Genomic DNA, 19,499 nt, shown 5'->3' with positions numbered 1-19,499 from the left:
ACTTACTCCTCAAGGGCGTGATCGGGTTCGAGTACATGGTCCATCATGTTGGTCAGCATGGTGCGGATATGGCAGTCGGGCAGTTCGTAGAACACGTTCCGGCCCTGACGGCTCTGCTTGAGCAACCGTCCGGCCCGCAGCAGCCGCAGATGCTGCGAGACCAGGCTCTGGCTGATCCCCACTTCCTCGGTCAGATCGCCGACCGTACGCGGACCGTCCAGGCATCCCACCACCAGCCGAAGCCGGTTGGGTTCGCCCAGCAGGCGGAACACGTCGGCGAGCAAAACGCCTTCATCCGGTGTCATGCAAACATCAACATATGAACACATCCTAATATATATACATCAATACTGATGTCAAGCGTGCGGCTTGGCAAGCATTTCCCATGGAACACAGGCTGTTCGTAAATCCGGGTGCGGGTCCGCCCCGGCATGGACGCTTGGCCGGGCGCGGTTTTCGTTCTGCACCCGATTCGATACGTTGCGCGTTGGGGGGCCGGGTCCGAAAGATCGGGGGCGCGAAAGGACGGGGATGGCATCACGGTTTCGGCAATTCTGGAGCGAGGAGGAATGGTCCTTCGCGCCCCATGAACGGCCGACCATTCCCGGATCGCCCGGCAATTTCAGCCACCCCAACCGGCGCCGCATCGCCTATGGCCTGATCGCGGTGCTGATCGGACTGACCGGCGGGCTGGGCAATGCGCTTGTGTCGGTCAACACCCTGCAATTGCAGGGCGCATTGGGGCTGGACCCGACCGAGATCGCGTGGCTGCCCATCGTCTATGTGATGACCAACGCGTCGATCAACCTTTTGCTCATCAAGTTCCGCCAGCAATTCGGCCTGCGTCCCTTCGCGCTGCTGTTCGCGGGGCTCTATACCATCCTGGCCTTCGGGCATCTGTTCGTGCGCGACTTTTCGACCGCGATCGCGGTGCGCGCGGCCAGCGGCATGGCGGCGGCGGCGCTGTCGTCGCTGGGCCTCTATTACATGATGCAGGCACTGCCCGCGAAATGGCGGTTGAAGGCGATTGTGCTGGGCATCGGCGTGCCGCAATGCGCGACGCCGCTGGCGCGGCTCTTCTCGCCCGAGCTGCTCGCCATGTCGCAGTGGCGGACGCTCTATCTCTTCGAGTTCGGGCTGGCGGCGGTCAGCCTGGCGGCGATCATCGGCTTGCGCCTGCCGCCCACCCAAAGGGTCAAGGCGTTCGAGCCGCTCGATTTCCTGACCTTCGCGCTCTATGCGCCCGCCATCGGGCTGTTCTGCGCGGTGCTGGGCCAGGGGCGGCTGGTCTGGTGGACGCAGGCGGCCTGGATCGGCTGGGCGCTGGCCTTCGCCATCCCGCTGCTCGCCGCCGCGCTGTGGATCGAGCATCACCGCACCAATCCGCTGCTCAACACGCGCTGGCTGGGATCGATGGACATCATCCGCTTCGCCATCGTCACGCTGATGGCGCGGATCGTCCTGTCCGAACAGAATTACGGCGCGGTCGGGCTGCTGACCACGCTGGGCCAGAATAACGACCAGTTCCGGACGCTGTTCACCATCGTCTTTGTCGCCTCGGTCGCGGGCGTGGTGGCGAGCGCGGTGACGCTGGACGTGACGCGGCTGACCCATCCGATCATGTTCGCGATCGGACTGGTCGCCATCGCCGCCTTTGCCGACAGCTTCTCGACCAATCTGACCCGCGCGCCCGAGCTCTACGCGACGCAGGCGCTGATCGCCTTTTCGACGACCTTCTTCCTCGGCCCGTCGCTGCTCTTCGGCATGACCCGCGCGCTGCAACAGGGGGCGGGCCATGTCATCAGCTTCATCGCGCTGTTCGGGATGCTCAATTCGGTCGGCAGCCTGGGCGGCACCGCGCTGCTCGGGACCTATCAGACCATCCGCGAAAAGGCGCACAGCGCCGCCATCGTCCAGAATATCGACCCCACCGACCCGCAGGTGACGCAGCGTATCGCGGCGGGCGGCGCGCGTGTGTCGGGGGTGGTCGGCGACCCGACGCTCGCCCGTGCCGAGGGCGCCGCGCTGCTGTCGCAGGCGGCCACGCGCGAGGCCAATATCCGTGCCTATAACGACGTCTTCCGGCTGGTCGCCGCGCTGGCGGCCGCCGTCACCCTCTTCCTCGCGCTGCTGACCTGGCGGCGCGCCCGCCGCGCCCGCGTCGCGGCCAGGGGACAGCCATGACCGACACCCGCTCGCCCGTATCGCCCACCCCCATGACCGAGCAGGCCGCTGCCGAGGCCGGGGTGCCGCCCCCCGCCCCGGCGCCCGTGTCCCCGCCCGCTCCGCCCCCCTCGTCCGCCTGGCGGCCGCCTTCGGGCGGATGGCGTTCGCGCGCGCTGATCGCGCTGCTGGTCATCGGCGGCGTCGCGGCGGTGCTGGCGGCGTGGCGGCTGCCGCCCTTCGCGACCGACACCCAGGCGACCGACAATGCCTATGTCCGCGGCCGCACCACCGTGATCGCGCCGCAGGTCAGTGGCTATGTCACCGCCGTGCTGGTCAAGGATTTCGAGACGGTGCGCGCGGGCCAGCCGCTGGTGCGGATCGACGACCGCATCTATCGCCAGCGGGTCGACCAGGCGCGGGCGCAGGTCGCGGCGCAGGCGGCGACGCTGGCCAATAGCCGCCAGGCCCAGGCGTCGCGGGTCGCCAGCCTGTCGGCGCAGGACGCCGCCGTCGCCAATGCCGAGGCGCAGCTGATGCGCGCGCAGGCGGACATGGCGCGGGTCAACGATCTCGTCACCGACGGATCGGTCTCCTTGCGCGAACGCGACCAGACGCTGGCGGCGCTGCGGCAGGCCCAGGCCGGGTTGCGCCAGGCGCAGGCGGCGCGCGCCATCGCGCAACAGGATGTGCGCACCGTCGTGGTCGGGCGCGGCGGGCAGCAGGCAGGCGTCTCGGGCGCCGAGGCCGCGCTCCGGCTGGCGCAGATCGACCTTGCCAACACCGTCATCCGCGCGCCCGAGAATGGCCGCCTGTCCGAAGTCGGCGTCCGGCTGGGCCAATATGTGACGGCGGGGTCGCAGCTGATGTTCCTGGTGCCCCCCGAAACCTGGGTCATCGCCAACTTCAAGGAAGGCCAGACCGCGCGCATGGCGGTCGGACAGCCCGCCAGCTTCACCGTGGACGGGCTGAACAATGCGCGGCTGACCGGCCATGTCGAGCGCATCTCGCCCGCCGCCGGTTCCGAATTCGCGGTCCTGAAGTCGGACAATGCCACCGGCAACTTCACCAAGGTGCCGCAGCGTATCGCGGTGCGCATCCGCGTCGATCCGGGCCAGCCGCTCAGCCAGCGCCTCCGCCCCGGCATGTCGGTACAGGCGCGGGTCGACACGTCGGGCGGGCCGGTGGTGCGATGAGGGCCGCGCTGCCCCTCGCCGCCACGTTGATGCTGACCGCCTGTATCGGCCCGCGTCCCGAGGCCCCGGCGACCAGCGCGGTGGTGCCGCCGCCCGCCTGGCGCACCGCGCTCGGCCCCGGCAGCCCGATCGCGGCGGACTGGTGGCAGGCGTTCGGCGACCCGCAGCTGACCGCGCTCGTCGCCCGCGCGCTGGCCGACAGCCCCGATCTGGGCAGCGCCGCCGCGCGGGTCGAGGAGGCGCGCGCGCAGGAACGACTGGCGCGCGCGCAGTTGTCGCCCAACGTCACGGCGGGCCTCCCGCTGAGCGAGGGACGCAGCGTCACCGCCTTCGGCACCGGGCTCGACCAGTTCGGCGCGCAGCCGCTGGTCCAGGCCAGCTATGACTTCGACCTGTTCGGCCGGTTGCGGAGCGCCCGCGCCGCCGCACGCGCGCAGTTGCTGGCGACCGAGGCGGCACGCGACACGGTGCGGCTGGCGCTCGCCGCCGGGGTGGCCAGCGGCTATGTCTCCTTACGCGCGCTCGACCACCGGCTGCACATCGCCGAGGAGACGCTGGACGCGCGGACCGAGGCGCTGCGCATCGCGCGGCGGCGGGCGACGACCGGCTATACCTCCAACCTCGAACTACGGCAGGCCGAGGGCGAGTTTCGCTCGACCCAACAGTTGGTCGCCGCCGCGCGGCTGGCCGTCACGCGTCAGGAAAATGCGCTGAGCGTGCTGGTCGGCGGTACGCCGGGGCCGATCCCGCGCGGGCTGGCGATCGACCGGCTGGTCCGCCCCGCCATTCCCGACGGGCTGCCCGCCGACCTGCTGCGCCGCCGCCCCGACCTGTTCCAGGCCGAGCAGGCGCTGGTCGCCGCCGACCGCTCGCTCGACAGTGCGCGCGCGGCGATGCTGCCCAGCCTGGGGCTGACGGGCACGGCGGGGGTGGTGCTGTCCAGCGCGCTGGCCGATCCGGTGACGATCTTCTCGATCGGGGGCAGCGTGCTCGCCCCGATCTTCGACGCAGGCCGACTGCGCGCCCAGGCGGATGCCAGCGCCGCGCGGCGCGACCAGGCCGCCTTCGCCTATCGCCGCACCGCGCTGACCGCGTTTCGCGAGGTGGACGACAGCCTCGCCTCGGTCCGCCGATCCGGCGAGCAGGCGGCGGCGCTCGCCGGACAGCGGGCCGCGCTGGCGGACGCGCTTCGCATCGCCTCCAACCGCTACCGCGCGGGCTATTCCTCCTATCTGGAACAGCTGGATGCACAGCGCGGGCTGCTGAACGCCGAACTGGCGCTGGCCGAGGCGCAGGCCAGCCAGCTGACCGCCTATATTACGTTGTATCAGGCGATGGGCGGCGGCTGGTCGGACGCGGCGATCCGTGCGACCCGGCAATAGGGGCCGGGGCCTGTGCGCGGTTGCCGCCATCGGTTTCGCGGGTCATGATCGGTCATGGAACGCAGGTCGGCGTGGCGCGCTAATGCCGCGAACCGATGGACCAATGGGAGATCCGATATGGGCGTGAATGTGATCTACAAGACCAGGGCGACGGCCACCGGCGGCCGCGACGGCGCGGCGCGGTCGGAGGACGGATCGGTCGACGTCAAGCTGGTGGTCCCCAAGGAAATGGGCGGTCCGGGCGGCGATGGCGCCAATCCGGAAAAGCTGTTCGCCGCCGGATACTCGGCCTGTTTCCTGGGCGCGATGAAGGCGGTTTCGGGCAAGGAAGGCGTCAAGGTGCCGCAGGATGCCACCGTCACCGCCGAGGTCGGCTTCGGCCCGCGCGAGGAAGGCGGCTACGGCATCACCGTCGACCTGCTCGTCAACCTGCCCGGCGTCGAGCCCGCCGATGGCGAGCGGCTGATGCACGCCGCGCATCAGGTCTGCCCCTATTCCAACGCGACCCGCGGCAATGTGGATGTCGGCCTGACCCTCGCCTGAGCCCGTTCGCCATCTCTATCCCAAGGCCCTTCGCCCCGGTGGCGGGGGCCTTGGTCGTTTCGCCCTTCCCTCTCGGCCCCTTTCGACAAGGACCAACCATGCCACGCCCCGCCGGCACCGAATCCTTCACGCTCAACCAGACGATGCTGCGCATCCGCGATCCCAAGCCCTCGCTCGCCTTCTACCGGGACGTGCTGGGCATGACCCTGTTGCAGCAGCTCGATTTCGAGGAGATGCGCTTCTCGCTCTATTTCCTGGCCTATCTGGCCGATGGCGAAACCGTCCCCGAGGACCCCGCCGAGCGCGCGCGTTTCATCTTCAACCGCGAGACGACGCTCGAGCTGACGCATAATTGGGGAACCGAGTCGGACGCGGCGTTCCAGGGCTATCATGACGGCAATGCCGAACCGCGCGGCTTCGGCCATATCGGGATCAGCGTTGCCGATGTCGCCCAGGCCTGTGCACGATTCGAGTCGCTGGGCGTAACGTTCAAGAAGCGTCCCCAGGACGGCAAGATGAAGGATATCGCCTTCATCACCGATCCCGATGGCTATTGGATCGAAATCCTTTCTGCATCCGGAATGACGGGAACTCTTGATCCTAATCAATAATAGCGCGGATTGCTCCGGCTTTACTGACCATATCGAAACGGGATTTTTACCGGTCCTGTCCAATATGGCCATATAGGCCGGAGGAGCCGGGACAGGGCCCCTATCCTCCGTACCCCAGGCGCAGCTCCCTGCGCATGAGTTTTTGGAGGGTGTACCCCGATGTTGTCCTGGTTTGAAAAGACGGCGCCGATCCGTCTGAAGTTCGACGTGCTGACCATTGTCTATGGCGGGCTTGGTGCCGTCGGGCTGGGCGCGACCATCGCGGCGAATGGCGGCTTTTCGCTCACGCTGCCCGTCATCGCCGCGACTTTGGCGCTGGCCGCATCGATCCTGGTGATGCGGATCAGCCGCAAGCTGATCTGCGACCCCTATGTCGGCTCGGTCGTCGCCATGGAGGCGCTGGCTGCGGGCGATGTCCATCGCGAGATCCGGTACACCGATTACCGCGACTGCATCGGGCGGATTGCCAAGGCCATGCAGGTCTTCCAGCGCAATGCCGCCAATGTCCAGCAGGCCGCCGAGGCGCAGCAGATCGTCGTCGGCGCGCTGGGCAAGGGGCTGGGCGAGCTGGCCGAGGGCAATCTGACCGTGGCGATCCAGGCGCCCTTCCCCGCCGATTACGAACGGCTGCGCAGCGACTTCAACCGCGCGGTCGAGGCGCTGTCGCGCGCGATGAGCGCGGTGACGGTGGCCACCCATGGCATCAATTCGGGCGCCAGCGACATCCGCCAGGCCTCCGACGACCTGTCGCAGCGCACCGAGCAGCAGGCCGCAAGCCTGGAGGAAACCGCCGCCGCGATGGACGAGATCAACTCGACCGTCCGCCAGACCGCGGAGGGCGCCACCCGTGCCAACCGCGCCGTCGCCGATGCCCGCGTCGAGGCCGAACAATCGGGGGCCGTCGTCCGCCGCGCGGTCGAGGCCATGGCCGGGATCGAACGCGCGTCGAGCGAAATCTCCGAAATCATCAGCGTCATCGACGGCATCGCCTTCCAGACCAACCTGCTGGCGCTGAACGCCGGGGTCGAGGCCGCGCGGGCCGGGGACGCGGGCAAGGGCTTCGCGGTCGTCGCATCGGAAGTCCGCGCGCTGGCGCAGCGTTCGGCCGACGCGGCCAAGGACGTGAAGTCGCGCATCCTCGCCAGCTCCGAACAGGTCGAGGCGGGCGTCAGCCTGGTCAGCGAGACCGGCAAGGCGCTGGAGCGGATCATCGGCCAGATCGCCGAGATCAGCACGCTGGTCGAGAATATCGCCGGGTCGGCGGAAAAACAGGCCAACGGGCTGCAGGAGGTCAACATCGCCGTGTCCGCGATGGACGGCGTGACCCAGCAGAATGCCGCGATGGTCGAACAGGCGACCGCCGCCGCCCGCTCGCTGGCGGTCGAGGCCGACAGCCTGGCCCGCGAGATCGCGCGCTTCCGGGTCAATGCCCATTCGGGCGAAGGCTTTGCCGCCCCGGCGCCCGCGCCCCGGCCGCAGCCGCAACCCCAGCCGGTCCACCAGATGCAGGAACGCGCCGCCGCCGCCGGACGCCGCATCGTCCAGACGGCGCGCACGTCCGCCCCGTCCACCGGCAATGCCGCGCTGGCGGTCAACGAGGACGACTGGACCGAGTTCTGACCGGCGCGCGCCTGAATATGGCGCAACCCACGCTTTTTTAACGACCTCTGATCCATTCTGTCATCGAACCCCGCGTCTGGAGTCTTCCCGTGACCGCTCTGTCCCTCGCCCCCGTGCTCGACACCACCGCCGCCGCCCCGTTGCGCCAGGCGCTGCTCGATCTGATCGCATCGGGCGATGCCATCGCGCTCGACGGCGCGCAGGTGACCCAGGCGGGGCAGGCCTGTCTCCAGGTGCTGGCCAGCGCGCAGGCGATGGCGGCCTCGATCCGGACCGACTTCGAACTCCAGAACCCCTCCGAAGCGCTGGCTTCGATGATCGCACTGGCGGGGCTCGACACCCTCGTCGCCGCTGCCTGAAAGGCCCGACTCGATGAATCTCGATGAGATCCAGCAGATCTTCTTCCAGGAATGCGAAGAAGGCCTCGGCGCGCTGGAAACCGCCTTTGCCGATCTGAAGCGCGGCCGTCACGACGACGAGACGATCAACACCGTCTTTCGCGCGGTCCACTCGATCAAGGGCGGCGCGGGCGCCTTCGGGCATGAACGCCTCCAGCATTTCTCGCACCATTACGAGACGGTGCTCGACCTGATCCGCAACGGCACCCTGCCGCTGGGCGAGTCGCTGATCGACCTGATCGTCGCCGCGTTCGACACGCTGGCCGACCATGTCGCCGCCGCGCGCGGCGAGGGCGGCGTCCCCGCCGACGAGGCGATGCTGGAACGGCTGGACGCCGCCGCAAAGGGCGAGATCGCCAGCAGCGCGGCCGAGCCGGTGATCGAGCCGGCCGCCGCCCCCGAGTCGCCCGCCGCCGCCGCCGCGCTGGACGATTTCGACGCGCTGTTCGCGATGCTGGAGGAGCCCGTCGCCCCGGTCGAGGCGGCCGCCCCCGAGTGGATCGTCACCGTCTATCCCGGCCCGCGCGCCTTCGATCACGGGGCCGAGCCGATGCTCGCGCTGCGCGAACTGGCGCGCATGGGCGGCCGCACCCTGTCCGCCGACCTGTCCGAGCTGCCGCTGCTCGACGGAATGGATGCCGAGCGCGCCTATATCGGCGTCACCATGGCGCTGCCCGGCGCGATCGACGAGGACGACATCCGCGCGGTGTTCGACTTCGCCGATCCGCAATGCCGCCTGACCGTCACCCGCAGCGACGCCGTATCCACCGAACCCGAAGCGGTCGCCGAACCCGTGGCCGAGCCCGAACCGCTCCCCATCGCCCCGGTCGAGGCAGCCGCCCCCGCAAAGCCGGTCGTGATCGAACCCGCCGCGCCGGTGGTGGTCGCCGCCCCCGCCGCCCCGCCGCCGCCCGAGGCCGCCCCCGTCGTGTCGGTGACCGAGGCCGCCAACAGCCCGCGCGTCGCCGCCGCCGCCGCACAGACGATCCGCGTCGATCTCGACAAGCTGGACCGGCTGGTCAATCTGGTCGGCGAGCTGGTCATTACCCAGGCGATGCTGGCGCAGCGCCTGTCCGAGAACGACATGGGTTCGATCTCCGAGCTGTCCGACCTCGACCACCTGACGCGCGAGCTTCAGGACTCGACCATGGCGATCCGCGCGCAGCCGATGAAGACGGTGTTCAGCCGCGTGCCGCGCATCATCCGCGAACTCGAAGTCGAAACCGGCAAGCGCGTCCGCCTGGAGGTGGAGGGCGAGATGACCGAGGTCGACAAGACCGTGGTCGAGCGCATCGGCGAGCCGCTGACCCATCTGATCCGCAACGCCGTCGACCATGGCCTGGAAACCCCGGCGGACCGCAAGGCGCTGGGCAAGGACAGCGAGGGCGTGGTCACGCTGTCGGCCGCGCACCAGTCGGGCCGGATCGTCATCACGGTGGCCGATGACGGGCGCGGCATCGACCGCGCGCGGGTCAAGGCCAAGGCGATCGAGCGCGGCATCATCGCCCCCGACGCGCAGCTGTCCGAGGAAGAGATCGACAATCTGATCTTCGCCCCCGGCTTCTCGACCGCCGCCGTCGTCTCCAACATTTCCGGGCGCGGCGTCGGCATGGACGTGGTGCGCAAGAACATCCAGGCGCTGGGCGGGCGCATCGGCATCCAGTCCGAACTGGGCAAGGGGTCGAGCTTCTCGCTCAGCCTGCCGCTGACGCTGGCGGTGCTGGACGGCATGATCGTCACCGTCGGCGACCAGACCTTCGTCATCCCGCTGACCCATATCGTCGAGAGCCTGCGTCCCGGTGTGGACGAGGTGCATTTCGTCGGCGGCCAGTCGCCGCTGCTCGACGTGCGCGGCACCTATGTCCCGGTCCACCGCGTCGGCGAACAGCTGGGCGTGGGCGGCGCGACGCGGCAGCCCGAGGATGCGGTGCTGATCGTGGTCGAAAGCGACCAGGGCCAGGCCGTGCTGATGGTCGATTCGATCCAGGACCAGCGCCAGGTCGTCGTGAAGAGCCTGGAGGCCAATTACCGCGCCATCCATGGCCTGGCGGGCGCCACCATCCTGGGCGACGGCCGGGTCGCGCTGATCCTCGACGTCGATGCGCTGATCGGCCGCTGGCGGCGCGACGGGCGCAGCTCGGGCGCCTTCATCGAAGACCTGGCCGCGTGAACGCCTTCGCCGCCCTTCCCGAACGCGAGATGGAGTTCGCCTTCTCGGCGGCCGACCATCGCGCGATCGCGGACCTGATCTATGCCGAATCGGGCATCCTGCTGCCCGATACCAAGGCCAAGCTGATCTATGGGCGGCTCGCGCGGCGGTTGCGCGCCTGCGGGCTGTCGACCTTCCCCGATTATCTGGCGCTGGTTGCCAGCGATGCCGGGGAACGGGCCCGCGCGGTCGATGCGCTGACCACCAACCACACCTCCTTCTTCCGCGAAAATCATCATTTCGAGCATTTCCGGGAATCGCTCTGGCCGGGCTTTGCCGACCGGCTGGCCTCGGGCGGGCGCGTGCGCGTCTGGTCGGCGGCCTGTTCCAGCGGCGAGGAACCCTATTCGCTGATGATGACGATCCTGGGCACCGACACCCGCGCCGCCGACAAGCTGGCGCGGCAGGATTTCCGGGTGCTGGCGACCGACCTGTCGCCCAGCGTCATCGCGACCGCGCGCGCGGGCCGCTATCCGCTCGACACGACGCGCGCCATGCCCGCCGCTATGCGATCGGCCTGGTGCCGCCGGGTGGGCGAGATGGACGAATTGTCGCCCGCACTGCGCGAACCGATCGCGTTCCGCGAGCTCAACCTGCTCCGCAAATGGCCGATGCGGCGGCCATTCGATGTGATCTTCTGCCGCAACGTCATGATTTATTTCGACGAACCGACCAAGGCCCAACTGCTTGCCCGCTTTGCCGACCAGCTGGTCGACGGCGGCATCCTCTACATTGGTCACGCCGAACGCATCCCGCCGGAAGTAGCGGCGCGCTTTCACTGCATCGGTCGCACCGCTTTCCAGAAAGTATCCTGATGGCCGTACGTACATTGATTGTCGACGACTCCCCCACCATGCGCGCCTTGATCGCGGGGATGCTCAGCCGCGACCCCGATATCGAAGTGGTCGGCGCGGCCAACGGACCGCACCAGGCGCGCGAGATGATCAAGGCGCTGGACCCGGACGTCATCACGCTGGACGTCGAGATGCCCGACATGAACGGGCTCGACTTCCTCGAGCGGGTCATGCGGCTGCGTCCGATGCCGGTGGTCATGCTCTCGACGCTGACCCAGGCGGGCGCGGACACCACGATCCGCGCGCTGGAACTGGGCGCGGTCGAATGCTGCGCCAAGCCCGCGACCAACTGCGTCGATCCGCGCATCGCCGAAAGCGTCAAGGCCGCCGCGAGCAGCCGCCGCATCCGCGTGCGCGACATGACGCCCGCCGCACCGGTGCCGATGGCCGATTTCAAGCCGATCCCCGGCTCGCTGATCGCGATCGGCGCGTCGACCGGCGGGGTCGAGGCGCTGATCCAGGTGCTGAGCGGCTTTCCCGCCAACTGCCCGCCGACCGTCATCGTGCAGCATATGCCCGCGACCTTCACGACCAGCTTCGCCGCCCGGCTCGACCGGCTGTCCAAGCCGACCGTGGCCGAGGCGCGCCATGGCCAGCCGCTGCTGCCCGGCCATGTCTATCTCGCGCCCGGCGGCACCCATCACATGGAGGTCGGCGGCACCGAGGGCCAGTATCGCGCCCGCCTGATCCCCGACGATCCGACCAGCGGCCACCGCCCCTCGGTCGACCGCCTGTTCCACAGCGTCGCCAAGAATGTCGGCACCAAGGCGGTCGGCGCGATCCTGACCGGCATGGGCCGCGACGGCGCCGACGGCCTGCTCGCGATGCGCGGCAAGGGCTGTTTCACCGTCGGCCAGGACCGTGACAGCTGCGTCGTCTATGGCATGCCCGGCGTCGCGCAGGAGGTGGGTGCGGTGACCAAGCAATTGACGCTGACGCGTATCGCACCCGCGCTGATCGACCGGTGCCGGGCGTGATCGTCGCCATGGCCCAGTCCTTTCCGCCGCCGCCGCCGTTCACCCGGCTGGCGCATCGCGACGGTCTTCGCCGGATCAACGTGATCCAGGGAGAGACCCGCGTCAGCCAGGACAAGGAGGTCGTGCTGACCACCGTGCTGGGCAGCTGCATCTCGGCCTGCCTGTACGATCCGGTCGCGGGGATCGGCGGTCTGAACCATTTTTTGCTCGCCGAACCGGGTGCCGCGGAAACCGATCCTAAATCCATGCAGCGCTATGGCGTCTATGCGATGGAAGTTCTGATCAACGCGATGATGGCGCTCGGCGCCCAGCGGCACAGCCTGAAGGCCCGGCTGTTCGGCGGGGCGATGATGCGCGACGGGTTCCGCGACATCGGCACCGCCAATGCGCAATTCGCCCGCCGTTTCCTGGCGGACGAGCGGATCGCGCTGGTCGGCGAGGATGTCGGCGGGATCAGCGCGCGTCGCGTCGAGTTCCGCCCCGCGCTGGGCCTGGCCCGGTGCCGCCATGTGACGGATACGGCGGTTCCGGCACCGCGCGCCGCACGCCCCGCTCCACCACCCCCACCCGCCGCGACCGGCGACGTGGAATTCTTCTGATGACTCTCGATACCTCCATGAAAGGCCCATTCGTGTCCCAACTCATCATGACCGTGGACGATTCGCCCAGCATGAGAATGCTTCTGCGCGCCGCGCTCACCGATATGGGATATCGGGTGCTCGAGGCCGAGGACGGCGTCCATGCGCTCGACACGCTGGACGGAGTCACCGCCGACACCGCGCCCGATCTGGTCATCACCGACATCAACATGCCCCGCATGGACGGTTTCGGCCTGATCGAGGCGCTGCGCCGCCAGCCCGGCCACCGCAACCTGCCGATCCTGGTGCTGACCACCGAAAGCTCCGACGAGAAGAAGGCCCGCGCGCGCGAGGCGGGGGCGACCGGCTGGATCGTCAAGCCCTTCAACCCCGAAAAGCTCGCCGCGGCCATCCGCCGCGTGCTGCACTGATCCCCTGATCCCGAGGAACCCGACCATGTCGCGTCAGCTCATCACCTTCCAGCTCGGCGACCAGATACTGGGCGTCGACATCATGGCCATCCGCGAGATCCGCGCCTGGTCGCCCGCGACCCCGCTGCCCAACGTGCCCGCGCATGTGCGCGGCGTGGTGAACCTGCGCGGCGTGGTCCTGCCGGTCCTCGACCTGCGGCACCGGCTGGGCTGGGGCGTGACCGATCCGAGCGCCCGGCACGTCATCATCGTGGTGCGGATCGGCGAGCAGCTTCAGGGCCTGATCGTCGATGCGGTCAACGACATCGTGACCATCCCGCCCGAGGCGATGCAGCCCCTGCCCGACATGGGCGAGGCGACGGCGGCGCATTATCTGGAAGGGCTGGCCACGATCGAACAGCGGCTGATCCTGATCCTGGCGCTCGACCGCCTGTCCGATAGCGTTTCGTTAACCGCCGAAGCCGCATAAATCCCTGGTTTCTGGATGATAGCGGCGGATCCGTTGGAAGGTATTGGGTAATGGCGGACGTTAAGGTTCTTGTCGTCGACGACTCGCTGACGATGCGGGTTCTGATCTCGGGCGCGCTGGAGCGGATCAAGGGCGTGACCGTGGTCGGTGCGGCCGACGGTGCGCAGGAAGCGCGCAAGATGGTCGACCAGTATCGACCCGAGGTGATGACCCTCGACGTCGAGATGCCGGGCATGAGCGGGCTGGACTATCTGGCCGAGATCATGACGGAACGGCCGATGCCGGTCATCATGTTCTCGACCCGGACCGCCGCGGGCGCCGCCGAATCGGTCGAGGCGCTGCGGCTGGGCGCGATCGACTGTTTCCCCAAGCCCAAGGTCGCGGTGCAGGCCGAGCTGGACGACATCATCGGAAAGCTGGGCAAGCGGATCAAGTCGGCGCGCAATGCCGATCTGAAGCGCGCCAAGGCGGGCAAGCTCGCCGCCGCGCGCAAGGCGCCCGCTGCCGACATGCACTGGAACGGCCGCCTGCTGGCGATCGGCGCGGATGCGGCGAACACCCAGGCGCTGTTCGACCTGTTCCAGACCTTCCCCGCCAACTGCCCGCCGACCCTGGTCGTGCAGCAGATGAGCCCCGGCCTGCTCGGTCCGATGATCGAGCAGCTGCGCGAACAGATCGCGCCCAAGGTCGTCGAGGCGACCGACGGCATGAAGGTGGAACAGGGCACCATCTATTTCGCGCCGCAGGGCGAGACGCACATGGTCGTGGACAGCTGGCCCGAGGGCAACATCCGCCTGCTCGCGCGCGAGCCGGTGGCGGGCGAGCGCCCCTCGATCTCGCTGCTGTTCGCCTCGGTCGCCAAGGCGGCGGGGAGCAACAGCCTGGGCGTGCTGGTCGCGCTGGACGACGAGGACGGCGCGGCCGGCCTGCGCGCGATGATGGCGGGCGGGGCCTATGCCATCGGGCGCAACGGCACCGACTTCACCTTGTCCAAGGGCATGGCGTCGCAGCCGATCGCGGGCGACGCGATCGCCGCCAACATCCTCAAGCTCTGTAGCAAGTGACCATGGTCGCGCACGATCCCATGCCGGGAATGGAGCGCGAGCTGGCGCTGGCGCTGGCCGAGGAGCTGGTCGACCTGACCCGCTCCCTGGCCGAGCTGGCCTATGACCTGGGCAGCGACAGCGACACGCTGCGCCGCCACATGGTCAGCATCCAGTCGGTCGACCGGATCACCCAGACCCAGCTCGCCATCGCCGACATCCTGCGATCCGACGCGCCGGTCGCCGCGCGGATCGAGGGGGTCACGCTGGAAACGCTGGCGGATCGCCTGCGCGAACGGACCGCGCGCGCCGCCTGACCCCTTACCCGATCCGCCGGTCGATCAGCGCGCGGCCATACGCTCGATCAGCGGGCGCATGCTGCCCAGCCATTGCTGCATCCCGGTGCGGGCCTGTTCGCTCAGGCTCAACAGCGTCAGCCGACGATCGGTCGGATGCGGCGCATTCTCGAACATCCCCATCGACAACAGCATGTTGATCCAGCGGACCGCCGTGGTGCGCGGCACGCCCGAGGCGCGATAACAGGCGCTGGTTTCCACCTGTCGCCCCTCCTCTTCCTCCAGAAAGACGAAGAGCAGCATGTCGAACGCCGGATCGGCGAACAGCGACGAATCGAAGAAGCGCCCGATCCCCTCGCGCGCGGAGCGGACCACCCGCCCGATCTCGACCGGCGTGATGCGCGCCTCCGCCTCGGAGCGGACCAGGGTTTCCACCGCCTCCAGCTCGGCACGGATCCGCCGCAGCCTGTCGTCGATCCCCTCGGACACAGGTTCCGCCCCGATATCGAAGCGGTCGCTCATGACCTGCATTCCCCAGCCCATTCCATCGATCCCCCAAACCGTCCTTGCGGCGCGTCGCGATATATTCCGGTTATGCCGCGGTGCCGCAATTCATGAACGGGAAGATGTCAGCTAATCTGTCCTAAGTTAATCAGAAACTTGTCCGCAAAGGCGCCAATTTGCTCCCGCTTCGGAGCGATCGGCACGGGGGAGTCCGTCGGAAACGCGTTGGAGGCGGTTTGGGCGGCACCGGCCCGCTCCCCCACCCGGCCTCCCGCAGAATATCCTGGATGGGAGGCCGGACGGGGGAGCGGGCCGGTGCCGCTGAAACGTCAGAAGAACAGCTTGCGCACCGACAGGCGGACGGTGCGCCCGAGCGGGTCGAGATAGCCCGGCTGATAGCCGATCGGCACCGTGCCGGTCGAATCGGTCACCCGCTGGCGCTGGTTGAACAGATTGTCGACCGACAGGCTGACCCGCATGCCCCGGACCCAGGGATGCGCGCGGACCAGATCGAGCCGCTGGCCCAGATCAGCGAACAGGCGGAAATCGACCGTCGCCAGGCTGCCGAAGTCGAGCGCCTGCGGATTGGCCGCCGTGCCGCCATTGACCCGCGTCGCGCTGCGCCAGTTGCCCGAGAAACGCAGGCCCAGCCCGTTGTTGTTATAGCCCGCCTGCGCCTCCAGCTGGTGGCGCGAGCTGCCGCCGCTCGACCCGACCGCGTCGCCGCGCAACAGGTCGAGGACCGGGCCGCCATCGGCGACGGTGACACGGTCGGCGAAGGTCCAGGTGTGATAGAGCGCGAATTGCACGCGGCCACCGCCACGACCGCCGCCAAAGCCGCCGCCGCCTCCGCGAAAACCGCCACCGCCGCCCGGCCCGCGATCCGGTCCGGCACCACCGGGACCACCGGGGCCTCCGGGACCACCGGGGCCGCCGCCCGGTCCACCGCCCGGCCCCTCACCACGTGGACCGTCCGGTCCGCCGGGGCCGCCGCGCGCGCCGGGGAAAGCCATCCCCGCAAAGGGATTGGGGCCGGTCCCGGCGCGGAACGCCTCCAGCTCCTTCTGGATCTTGGACTTGATCGGCTTGGAGAAGTTGATCCCCCAGCGCAGCTGCGACCGCTCGGTCCGCGCGAAGTTGATCGGGCGCGAATCGACGCGCAGCAGATTGCCCGCCGCATCGCGGGTGAACCGGTCGGGAAAGGCCGCCTCGATCGCGGCGGTGGGCGTCGGGAAGGACGCGATCGGATCGTCGGTCGTAATGCGGAAATAATTGGCGGTCAGGTTGATGTCGCGGTCGTTCCACGGCTTCACCGTCGCGCCCAGCTTCATGACATGGCGATTGTCCGCGACCAGCGCCGGGTTGCCGCCGCTGACCGACGTCACCGTCGCGGTCGTGCCGCTGACATAGTCGAACAGCCGGACATTGGGGGTGGTGATCGTCGGATTGCCCAGCTGCTGCGGGGTGGGCGCATCCTCCTGATCGGTCCAGGAGGCGATGAAGCGCACCCCCTCCAGCGGCGACCAGTTCGCGCCGTAACCGACCGTGGTCAGCGTGCCGAAGTCCGACAGATGATCCGCCCCGCCATTGACGTTCAGCGACAAGTCGCCGATCGCGCTCAGGATGCCGCGATCGCGATTGGCAATGGGGAAGTCGAGATTGACCTGCCCGTTGACGATGTCTCGCGACACCTCGCCGGTCTGGACGGTGCCGAACCGGGTCGAGCGGCTGGAGAAATCATTGGTCTCGCCGCCCAGCTTGACGCTGGCCTGCACGTCGCCCGCAGGCAGTGCGAAGACCCGGCCGTTGAGCAGCGCGTCGATCTCGCCGGTCGAGGAGGTCGACCGCGCATAGTTGCGCGCCGCCAGCCCCAGCCCGTCGAGCGGCCCGAAGGGGTTGGCGGTCGGATCGCCCGCGTTCAACCGCGCCTGAAGCCCCGTCACGTCCAGCCCGGTGTCGGTGGCGACACGGCTTTCGGTCCGGTCATAGGCGCCGGTCAGCGACCAGCGCCACCGGCCCAGATCGCCGTTGAACACGGCGCCCAGATGCGCGGTCAGGCCGGTATTGTCCTGGACCAGCGGACCATAGGCATCGCTCAACCGGCTGATCGTCGCATTGGTCGACAGCGGGGAGTAGGGATTGCCCGCCGGCAGCGTCAGGCTGGCCGAGGGCAGGCCGTTCCAGCTGTTGCTCTGCGTCGTCTCCAGCTGCGCGTTGAACGAGGCCGCGACCTTGTCGAAGATGTTGCGCGCATAGACGATGTTCGCGCCGAACTGGCGCTGCGCCGATTGCAGCGTGCGATAGGGGGTGACGTCGGTGCTGTTGGTCGGGCTTGCCGCGAGTTGCGTCAGCGTCGGCGCGGCACTCAGCCCGGTGGGGATGCCGACCACGCTGGGCGTCCGGCCGGTCAGCGCGACCAGCGCCGGATCGCTGCTGACCAGATTGCCGCCCAGCGCCGCGTTGCTGGCCGGGGCGGTGATATCGCGCTCGGCCTCGGTCAGCCGCGACGTTTCCTGATAATCGGCATGGATGCTCAGCCGCTTGTCGCGCCGGATGGCCAGCCAGTCGAGCCGCCCCTGCCCCTGGGCCGAGCCGCCCTCGGTCGGAGCCAGCGCGATCGCCTCGGTCGCCAGCGAGCGGAAGCGCGGGCGCAGGACGAAGTTCACGACCTTCTGGTCGGGGCGATAGCCGAATTTGAGCGACACTTCCTCGGGCAGGATGTCGACGCGCAGGATCGCCTCGGTCGGCAGGTCGCGAATCTCCTGAAAGCCCGCGATGCGCCGCCCGTTGAGCAGGATCACCGGCGACCCGCCGCGCCCGCTGGTCGTCTGCGGCGCGAGTTCGGTCAGCAGGTCGGCGACGCTCGACACGCCATAGCTGCGGATGTCGGCGGGGCTCAGCTGCTGGTCGGGCGGGATGTCGCCCGGCACGGTGCCCGGTGGACGGCGGCCGTTGACGACGACGTCGCCCTCGCCGCCTTCCTCCTCTTCGGCCTCGGCCTGCGGGGCCTGGGCGCCCGAGGTCCGGCCCTGAGGCTTCTCCGCCTGCGGAGCGGTGGCGGCCGGGGCGGCGGCCGCATTTCCGGTAGCCGCATTTCCAGTGGCTGGGGCGGGTGTCGCGGCGGTCGGGCCTTGCGGCGTCGCGGGCCTCCTGCGCCTGTGCGATCGCCGGCATGGCACTCGCCAGCATCAAACCCGCCCAAAGCCGCATCGTTCGCCCTTTTCCCAAATCCTGTCGTTGGGCGTTAGGACGCAAATGTCGCACAAATGTGCCGCCCGCGACGACAAATGTCGCAGGGATGCGGAGCGATGGTCATTCCTCCCCTTGCGGGGAGGAACGGGTCAGCCTGCAAATGCCTTTTCGATCACATAGGCGCCCGGCTGCGCGTTCGAGCCTTCGGGGAAACCCATGGCCTCGAACCTGGCGCCCAGCGACTTGATCATCTCCATGCTGCCGCACATCATGATCCGGTCGGTCTCGGGATTGAAGCCGTGCGCGCTGGGCAGCCCGGCGAACAAGCGGCCATCGTCGATCAGCGCGTCGATGCGGCCGGTGGTGTGGAACGGCTCGCGCGTGACGGTCGGGACGTAATGGAACTTCTCCGCCGCGACTTCGCCCACCAGGGGATCCTCGGCCAGCTTGCCCGCCAGCTCGTCGTGGAAGGCCAAGTCGCTGACCCGGCGGACCGAGTGGACGATCACCACCTCGTCGAACATGTCATAGATGTCCGGATCGCGCGCGACCGACAGGAAGGGGGCCAGACCCGTGCCGGTCGACAGCATGAACAGCCGCTTGCCGGGCAGCAGCGCATCGGCGACCAGCGTGCCGGTGGGCTTGCGGCCCAGATAGATATGGTCGCCCGGCTGCACCTTCTGCAGCTTGCTGGTCAGGGGGCCGTCCTCGACCTTGATCGACAGGAAGTCGAGCTTCTCGTCATAGGAGGGGCTGGCGACCGAATAGGCGCGGAGCAGCGGCTTGCCGTTGTCGCCCTGCAACCCGATCATCACGAATTCGCCCGAGCGGAAGCGGAAGCTGTCGGGGCGCGAGATCGCGAAGGAGAAGAGATGCTCGTTCCAGTGATGGACGCTCTGAACCGTCTCGACGCTCAGCGCCGCGGTCGGGGTCAGTTCGGGCAGAACAGTATCGGTCGACAAACCACGCACTCCTTGGGGCCCGCCCCGCGCCGCCGGTCGATCGGCGGGCGGGCGAACAGTCAGTTTCGATG

General features: G+C 68.8%; 19 protein-coding genes. 15 read left to right on the top strand and 4 right to left on the bottom strand.

The annotated features are described in order from the left end of the window. Positions 1-2: 2 nt before the first annotated feature. Positions 3-305: a helix-turn-helix transcriptional regulator gene (locus QE360_RS08290; RefSeq protein ID WP_307100995.1), complete on the bottom strand. Its 303-nt coding sequence runs from the start codon at positions 303-305 to the stop codon at positions 3-5. Between the two features lie 226 nt (positions 306-531). Between QE360_RS08290 and QE360_RS08285 the strand changes: the two genes are divergently transcribed. From QE360_RS08285 to QE360_RS08215, 15 genes are all read left to right on the top strand, one after another. Beyond that, on the top strand, positions 532-2,184 hold the full coding sequence (locus tag QE360_RS08285) for an MFS transporter (protein ID WP_309700709.1): 1,653 nt from the start codon (positions 532-534) through the stop codon (positions 2,182-2,184). Further along, positions 2,181-3,359 (top strand): HlyD family secretion protein, encoded by a 1,179-nt coding sequence (locus QE360_RS08280; RefSeq protein WP_309700707.1) that lies wholly within the window; start codon positions 2,181-2,183, stop codon positions 3,357-3,359. The genes QE360_RS08285 and QE360_RS08280 overlap by 4 nt, the downstream gene beginning before the upstream one ends. After that, positions 3,356-4,741, top strand: coding sequence for an efflux transporter outer membrane subunit (locus tag QE360_RS08275; protein ID WP_309700705.1), 1,386 nt, complete (start codon positions 3,356-3,358; stop codon positions 4,739-4,741). The genes QE360_RS08280 and QE360_RS08275 overlap by 4 nt, the downstream gene beginning before the upstream one ends. Positions 4,742-4,858: 117 nt before the next feature. Beyond that, entirely contained in the window at positions 4,859-5,284 is a 426-nt protein-coding gene (locus tag QE360_RS08270) for an organic hydroperoxide resistance protein (protein ID WP_309697684.1), read from the top strand. A gap of 98 nt (positions 5,285-5,382) precedes the next feature. Further along, positions 5,383-5,895, top strand: coding sequence for a lactoylglutathione lyase (gene gloA, locus QE360_RS08265; protein WP_309700703.1), 513 nt, complete (start codon positions 5,383-5,385; stop codon positions 5,893-5,895). A gap of 159 nt (positions 5,896-6,054) precedes the next feature. Then, positions 6,055-7,515, top strand: a complete 1,461-nt coding sequence (locus QE360_RS08260; protein WP_309700701.1) for a methyl-accepting chemotaxis protein — start codon at positions 6,055-6,057, stop codon at positions 7,513-7,515. An 89-nt stretch (positions 7,516-7,604) separates the two neighbouring features. Further along, positions 7,605-7,874 carry a lipid asymmetry maintenance protein MlaB gene (locus tag QE360_RS08255; RefSeq protein ID WP_307101010.1) on the top strand — a complete coding sequence of 90 codons (270 nt, stop codon included), beginning with the start codon at positions 7,605-7,607 and terminating at the stop codon, positions 7,872-7,874. A gap of 13 nt (positions 7,875-7,887) precedes the next feature. Next, positions 7,888-10,083: a chemotaxis protein CheA gene (locus QE360_RS08250; RefSeq protein WP_309700699.1), complete on the top strand. Its 2,196-nt coding sequence runs from the start codon at positions 7,888-7,890 to the stop codon at positions 10,081-10,083. Continuing rightward, the gene (locus tag QE360_RS08245) at positions 10,080-10,937 is read left to right on the top strand and encodes a CheR family methyltransferase (protein WP_309700697.1); all 858 of its coding nucleotides are present in this window, start codon (positions 10,080-10,082) and stop codon (positions 10,935-10,937) included. The genes QE360_RS08250 and QE360_RS08245 overlap by 4 nt, the downstream gene beginning before the upstream one ends. Then, positions 10,937-11,953: a chemotaxis response regulator protein-glutamate methylesterase gene (locus QE360_RS08240; protein WP_307101016.1), complete on the top strand. Its 1,017-nt coding sequence runs from the start codon at positions 10,937-10,939 to the stop codon at positions 11,951-11,953. The genes QE360_RS08245 and QE360_RS08240 overlap by 1 nt, the downstream gene beginning before the upstream one ends. Positions 11,954-11,961: 8 nt before the next feature. After that, positions 11,962-12,552, top strand: a complete 591-nt coding sequence (locus QE360_RS08235; protein WP_309700695.1) for a chemotaxis protein CheD — start codon at positions 11,962-11,964, stop codon at positions 12,550-12,552. Positions 12,553-12,584: 32 nt separating this feature from the next. Continuing rightward, the gene (locus QE360_RS08230) at positions 12,585-12,962 is read left to right on the top strand and encodes a response regulator (RefSeq protein ID WP_056436364.1); all 378 of its coding nucleotides are present in this window, start codon (positions 12,585-12,587) and stop codon (positions 12,960-12,962) included. Positions 12,963-12,987: 25 nt separating this feature from the next. Further along, entirely contained in the window at positions 12,988-13,431 is a 444-nt protein-coding gene (locus tag QE360_RS08225; protein ID WP_307101021.1) for a chemotaxis protein CheW, read from the top strand. 50 nt (positions 13,432-13,481) lie between these two features. Further along, positions 13,482-14,495: a chemotaxis protein CheB gene (locus QE360_RS08220; protein ID WP_309700692.1), complete on the top strand. Its 1,014-nt coding sequence runs from the start codon at positions 13,482-13,484 to the stop codon at positions 14,493-14,495. A gap of 2 nt (positions 14,496-14,497) precedes the next feature. Continuing rightward, entirely contained in the window at positions 14,498-14,791 is a 294-nt protein-coding gene (locus QE360_RS08215) for a hypothetical protein (RefSeq protein ID WP_307104648.1), read from the top strand. Between the two features lie 24 nt (positions 14,792-14,815). Here the strand turns inward: QE360_RS08215 and QE360_RS08210 are convergent, their stop codons facing one another. The 3 genes from QE360_RS08210 to QE360_RS08200 form a co-directional block, all read right to left on the bottom strand. Beyond that, positions 14,816-15,292 (bottom strand): hypothetical protein, encoded by a 477-nt coding sequence (locus QE360_RS08210; protein ID WP_309700690.1) that lies wholly within the window; start codon positions 15,290-15,292, stop codon positions 14,816-14,818. Between the two features lie 311 nt (positions 15,293-15,603). Next, on the bottom strand, positions 15,604-18,453 hold the full coding sequence (locus QE360_RS08205) for a TonB-dependent receptor (RefSeq protein WP_309700689.1): 2,850 nt from the start codon (positions 18,451-18,453) through the stop codon (positions 15,604-15,606). 162 nt (positions 18,454-18,615) lie between these two features. Then, positions 18,616-19,428, bottom strand: coding sequence for a ferredoxin--NADP reductase (locus QE360_RS08200; protein WP_309697699.1), 813 nt, complete (start codon positions 19,426-19,428; stop codon positions 18,616-18,618). Between the last annotated feature and the right edge of the window lie 71 nt (positions 19,429-19,499).

This window comes from Sphingomonas sp. SORGH_AS_0789, from assembly GCF_031453055.1.
Lineage (GTDB): Bacteria > Pseudomonadota > Alphaproteobacteria > Sphingomonadales > Sphingomonadaceae > Sphingomonas.
The sequence above is the reverse complement of the archived record's forward strand: the minus strand, read 5'-3'. Positions and strand labels throughout refer to the sequence as shown.

Excerpts from the sequence above, each read along its gene's own strand:
- QE360_RS08285 (WP_309700709.1), top strand. The coding sequence starts at position 532 with ATGGCATCACGGTTTCGGCAATTCTGGAGCGAGGAGGAATGGTCCTTC.
- QE360_RS08275 (WP_309700705.1), top strand. The coding sequence starts at position 3,356 with ATGAGGGCCGCGCTGCCCCTCGCCGCCACGTTGATGCTGACCGCCTGT.
- QE360_RS08250 (WP_309700699.1), top strand. The coding sequence starts at position 7,888 with ATGAATCTCGATGAGATCCAGCAGATCTTCTTCCAGGAATGCGAAGAA.
- QE360_RS08235 (WP_309700695.1), top strand. The coding sequence starts at position 11,962 with ATGGCCCAGTCCTTTCCGCCGCCGCCGCCGTTCACCCGGCTGGCGCAT.
- QE360_RS08240 (WP_307101016.1), top strand. The coding sequence starts at position 10,937 with ATGGCCGTACGTACATTGATTGTCGACGACTCCCCCACCATGCGCGCC.
- QE360_RS08225 (WP_307101021.1), top strand. The coding sequence starts at position 12,988 with ATGTCGCGTCAGCTCATCACCTTCCAGCTCGGCGACCAGATACTGGGC.
- gloA (WP_309700703.1), top strand. The coding sequence starts at position 5,383 with ATGCCACGCCCCGCCGGCACCGAATCCTTCACGCTCAACCAGACGATG.
- QE360_RS08270 (WP_309697684.1), top strand. The coding sequence starts at position 4,859 with ATGGGCGTGAATGTGATCTACAAGACCAGGGCGACGGCCACCGGCGGC.
- QE360_RS08210 (WP_309700690.1), bottom strand. The coding sequence starts at position 15,292 with ATGAGCGACCGCTTCGATATCGGGGCGGAACCTGTGTCCGAGGGGATC.
- QE360_RS08215 (WP_307104648.1), top strand. The coding sequence starts at position 14,498 with ATGGTCGCGCACGATCCCATGCCGGGAATGGAGCGCGAGCTGGCGCTG.
- QE360_RS08290 (WP_307100995.1), bottom strand. The coding sequence starts at position 305 with ATGACACCGGATGAAGGCGTTTTGCTCGCCGACGTGTTCCGCCTGCTG.
- QE360_RS08220 (WP_309700692.1), top strand. The coding sequence starts at position 13,482 with ATGGCGGACGTTAAGGTTCTTGTCGTCGACGACTCGCTGACGATGCGG.
- QE360_RS08260 (WP_309700701.1), top strand. The coding sequence starts at position 6,055 with ATGTTGTCCTGGTTTGAAAAGACGGCGCCGATCCGTCTGAAGTTCGAC.
- QE360_RS08280 (WP_309700707.1), top strand. The coding sequence starts at position 2,181 with ATGACCGACACCCGCTCGCCCGTATCGCCCACCCCCATGACCGAGCAG.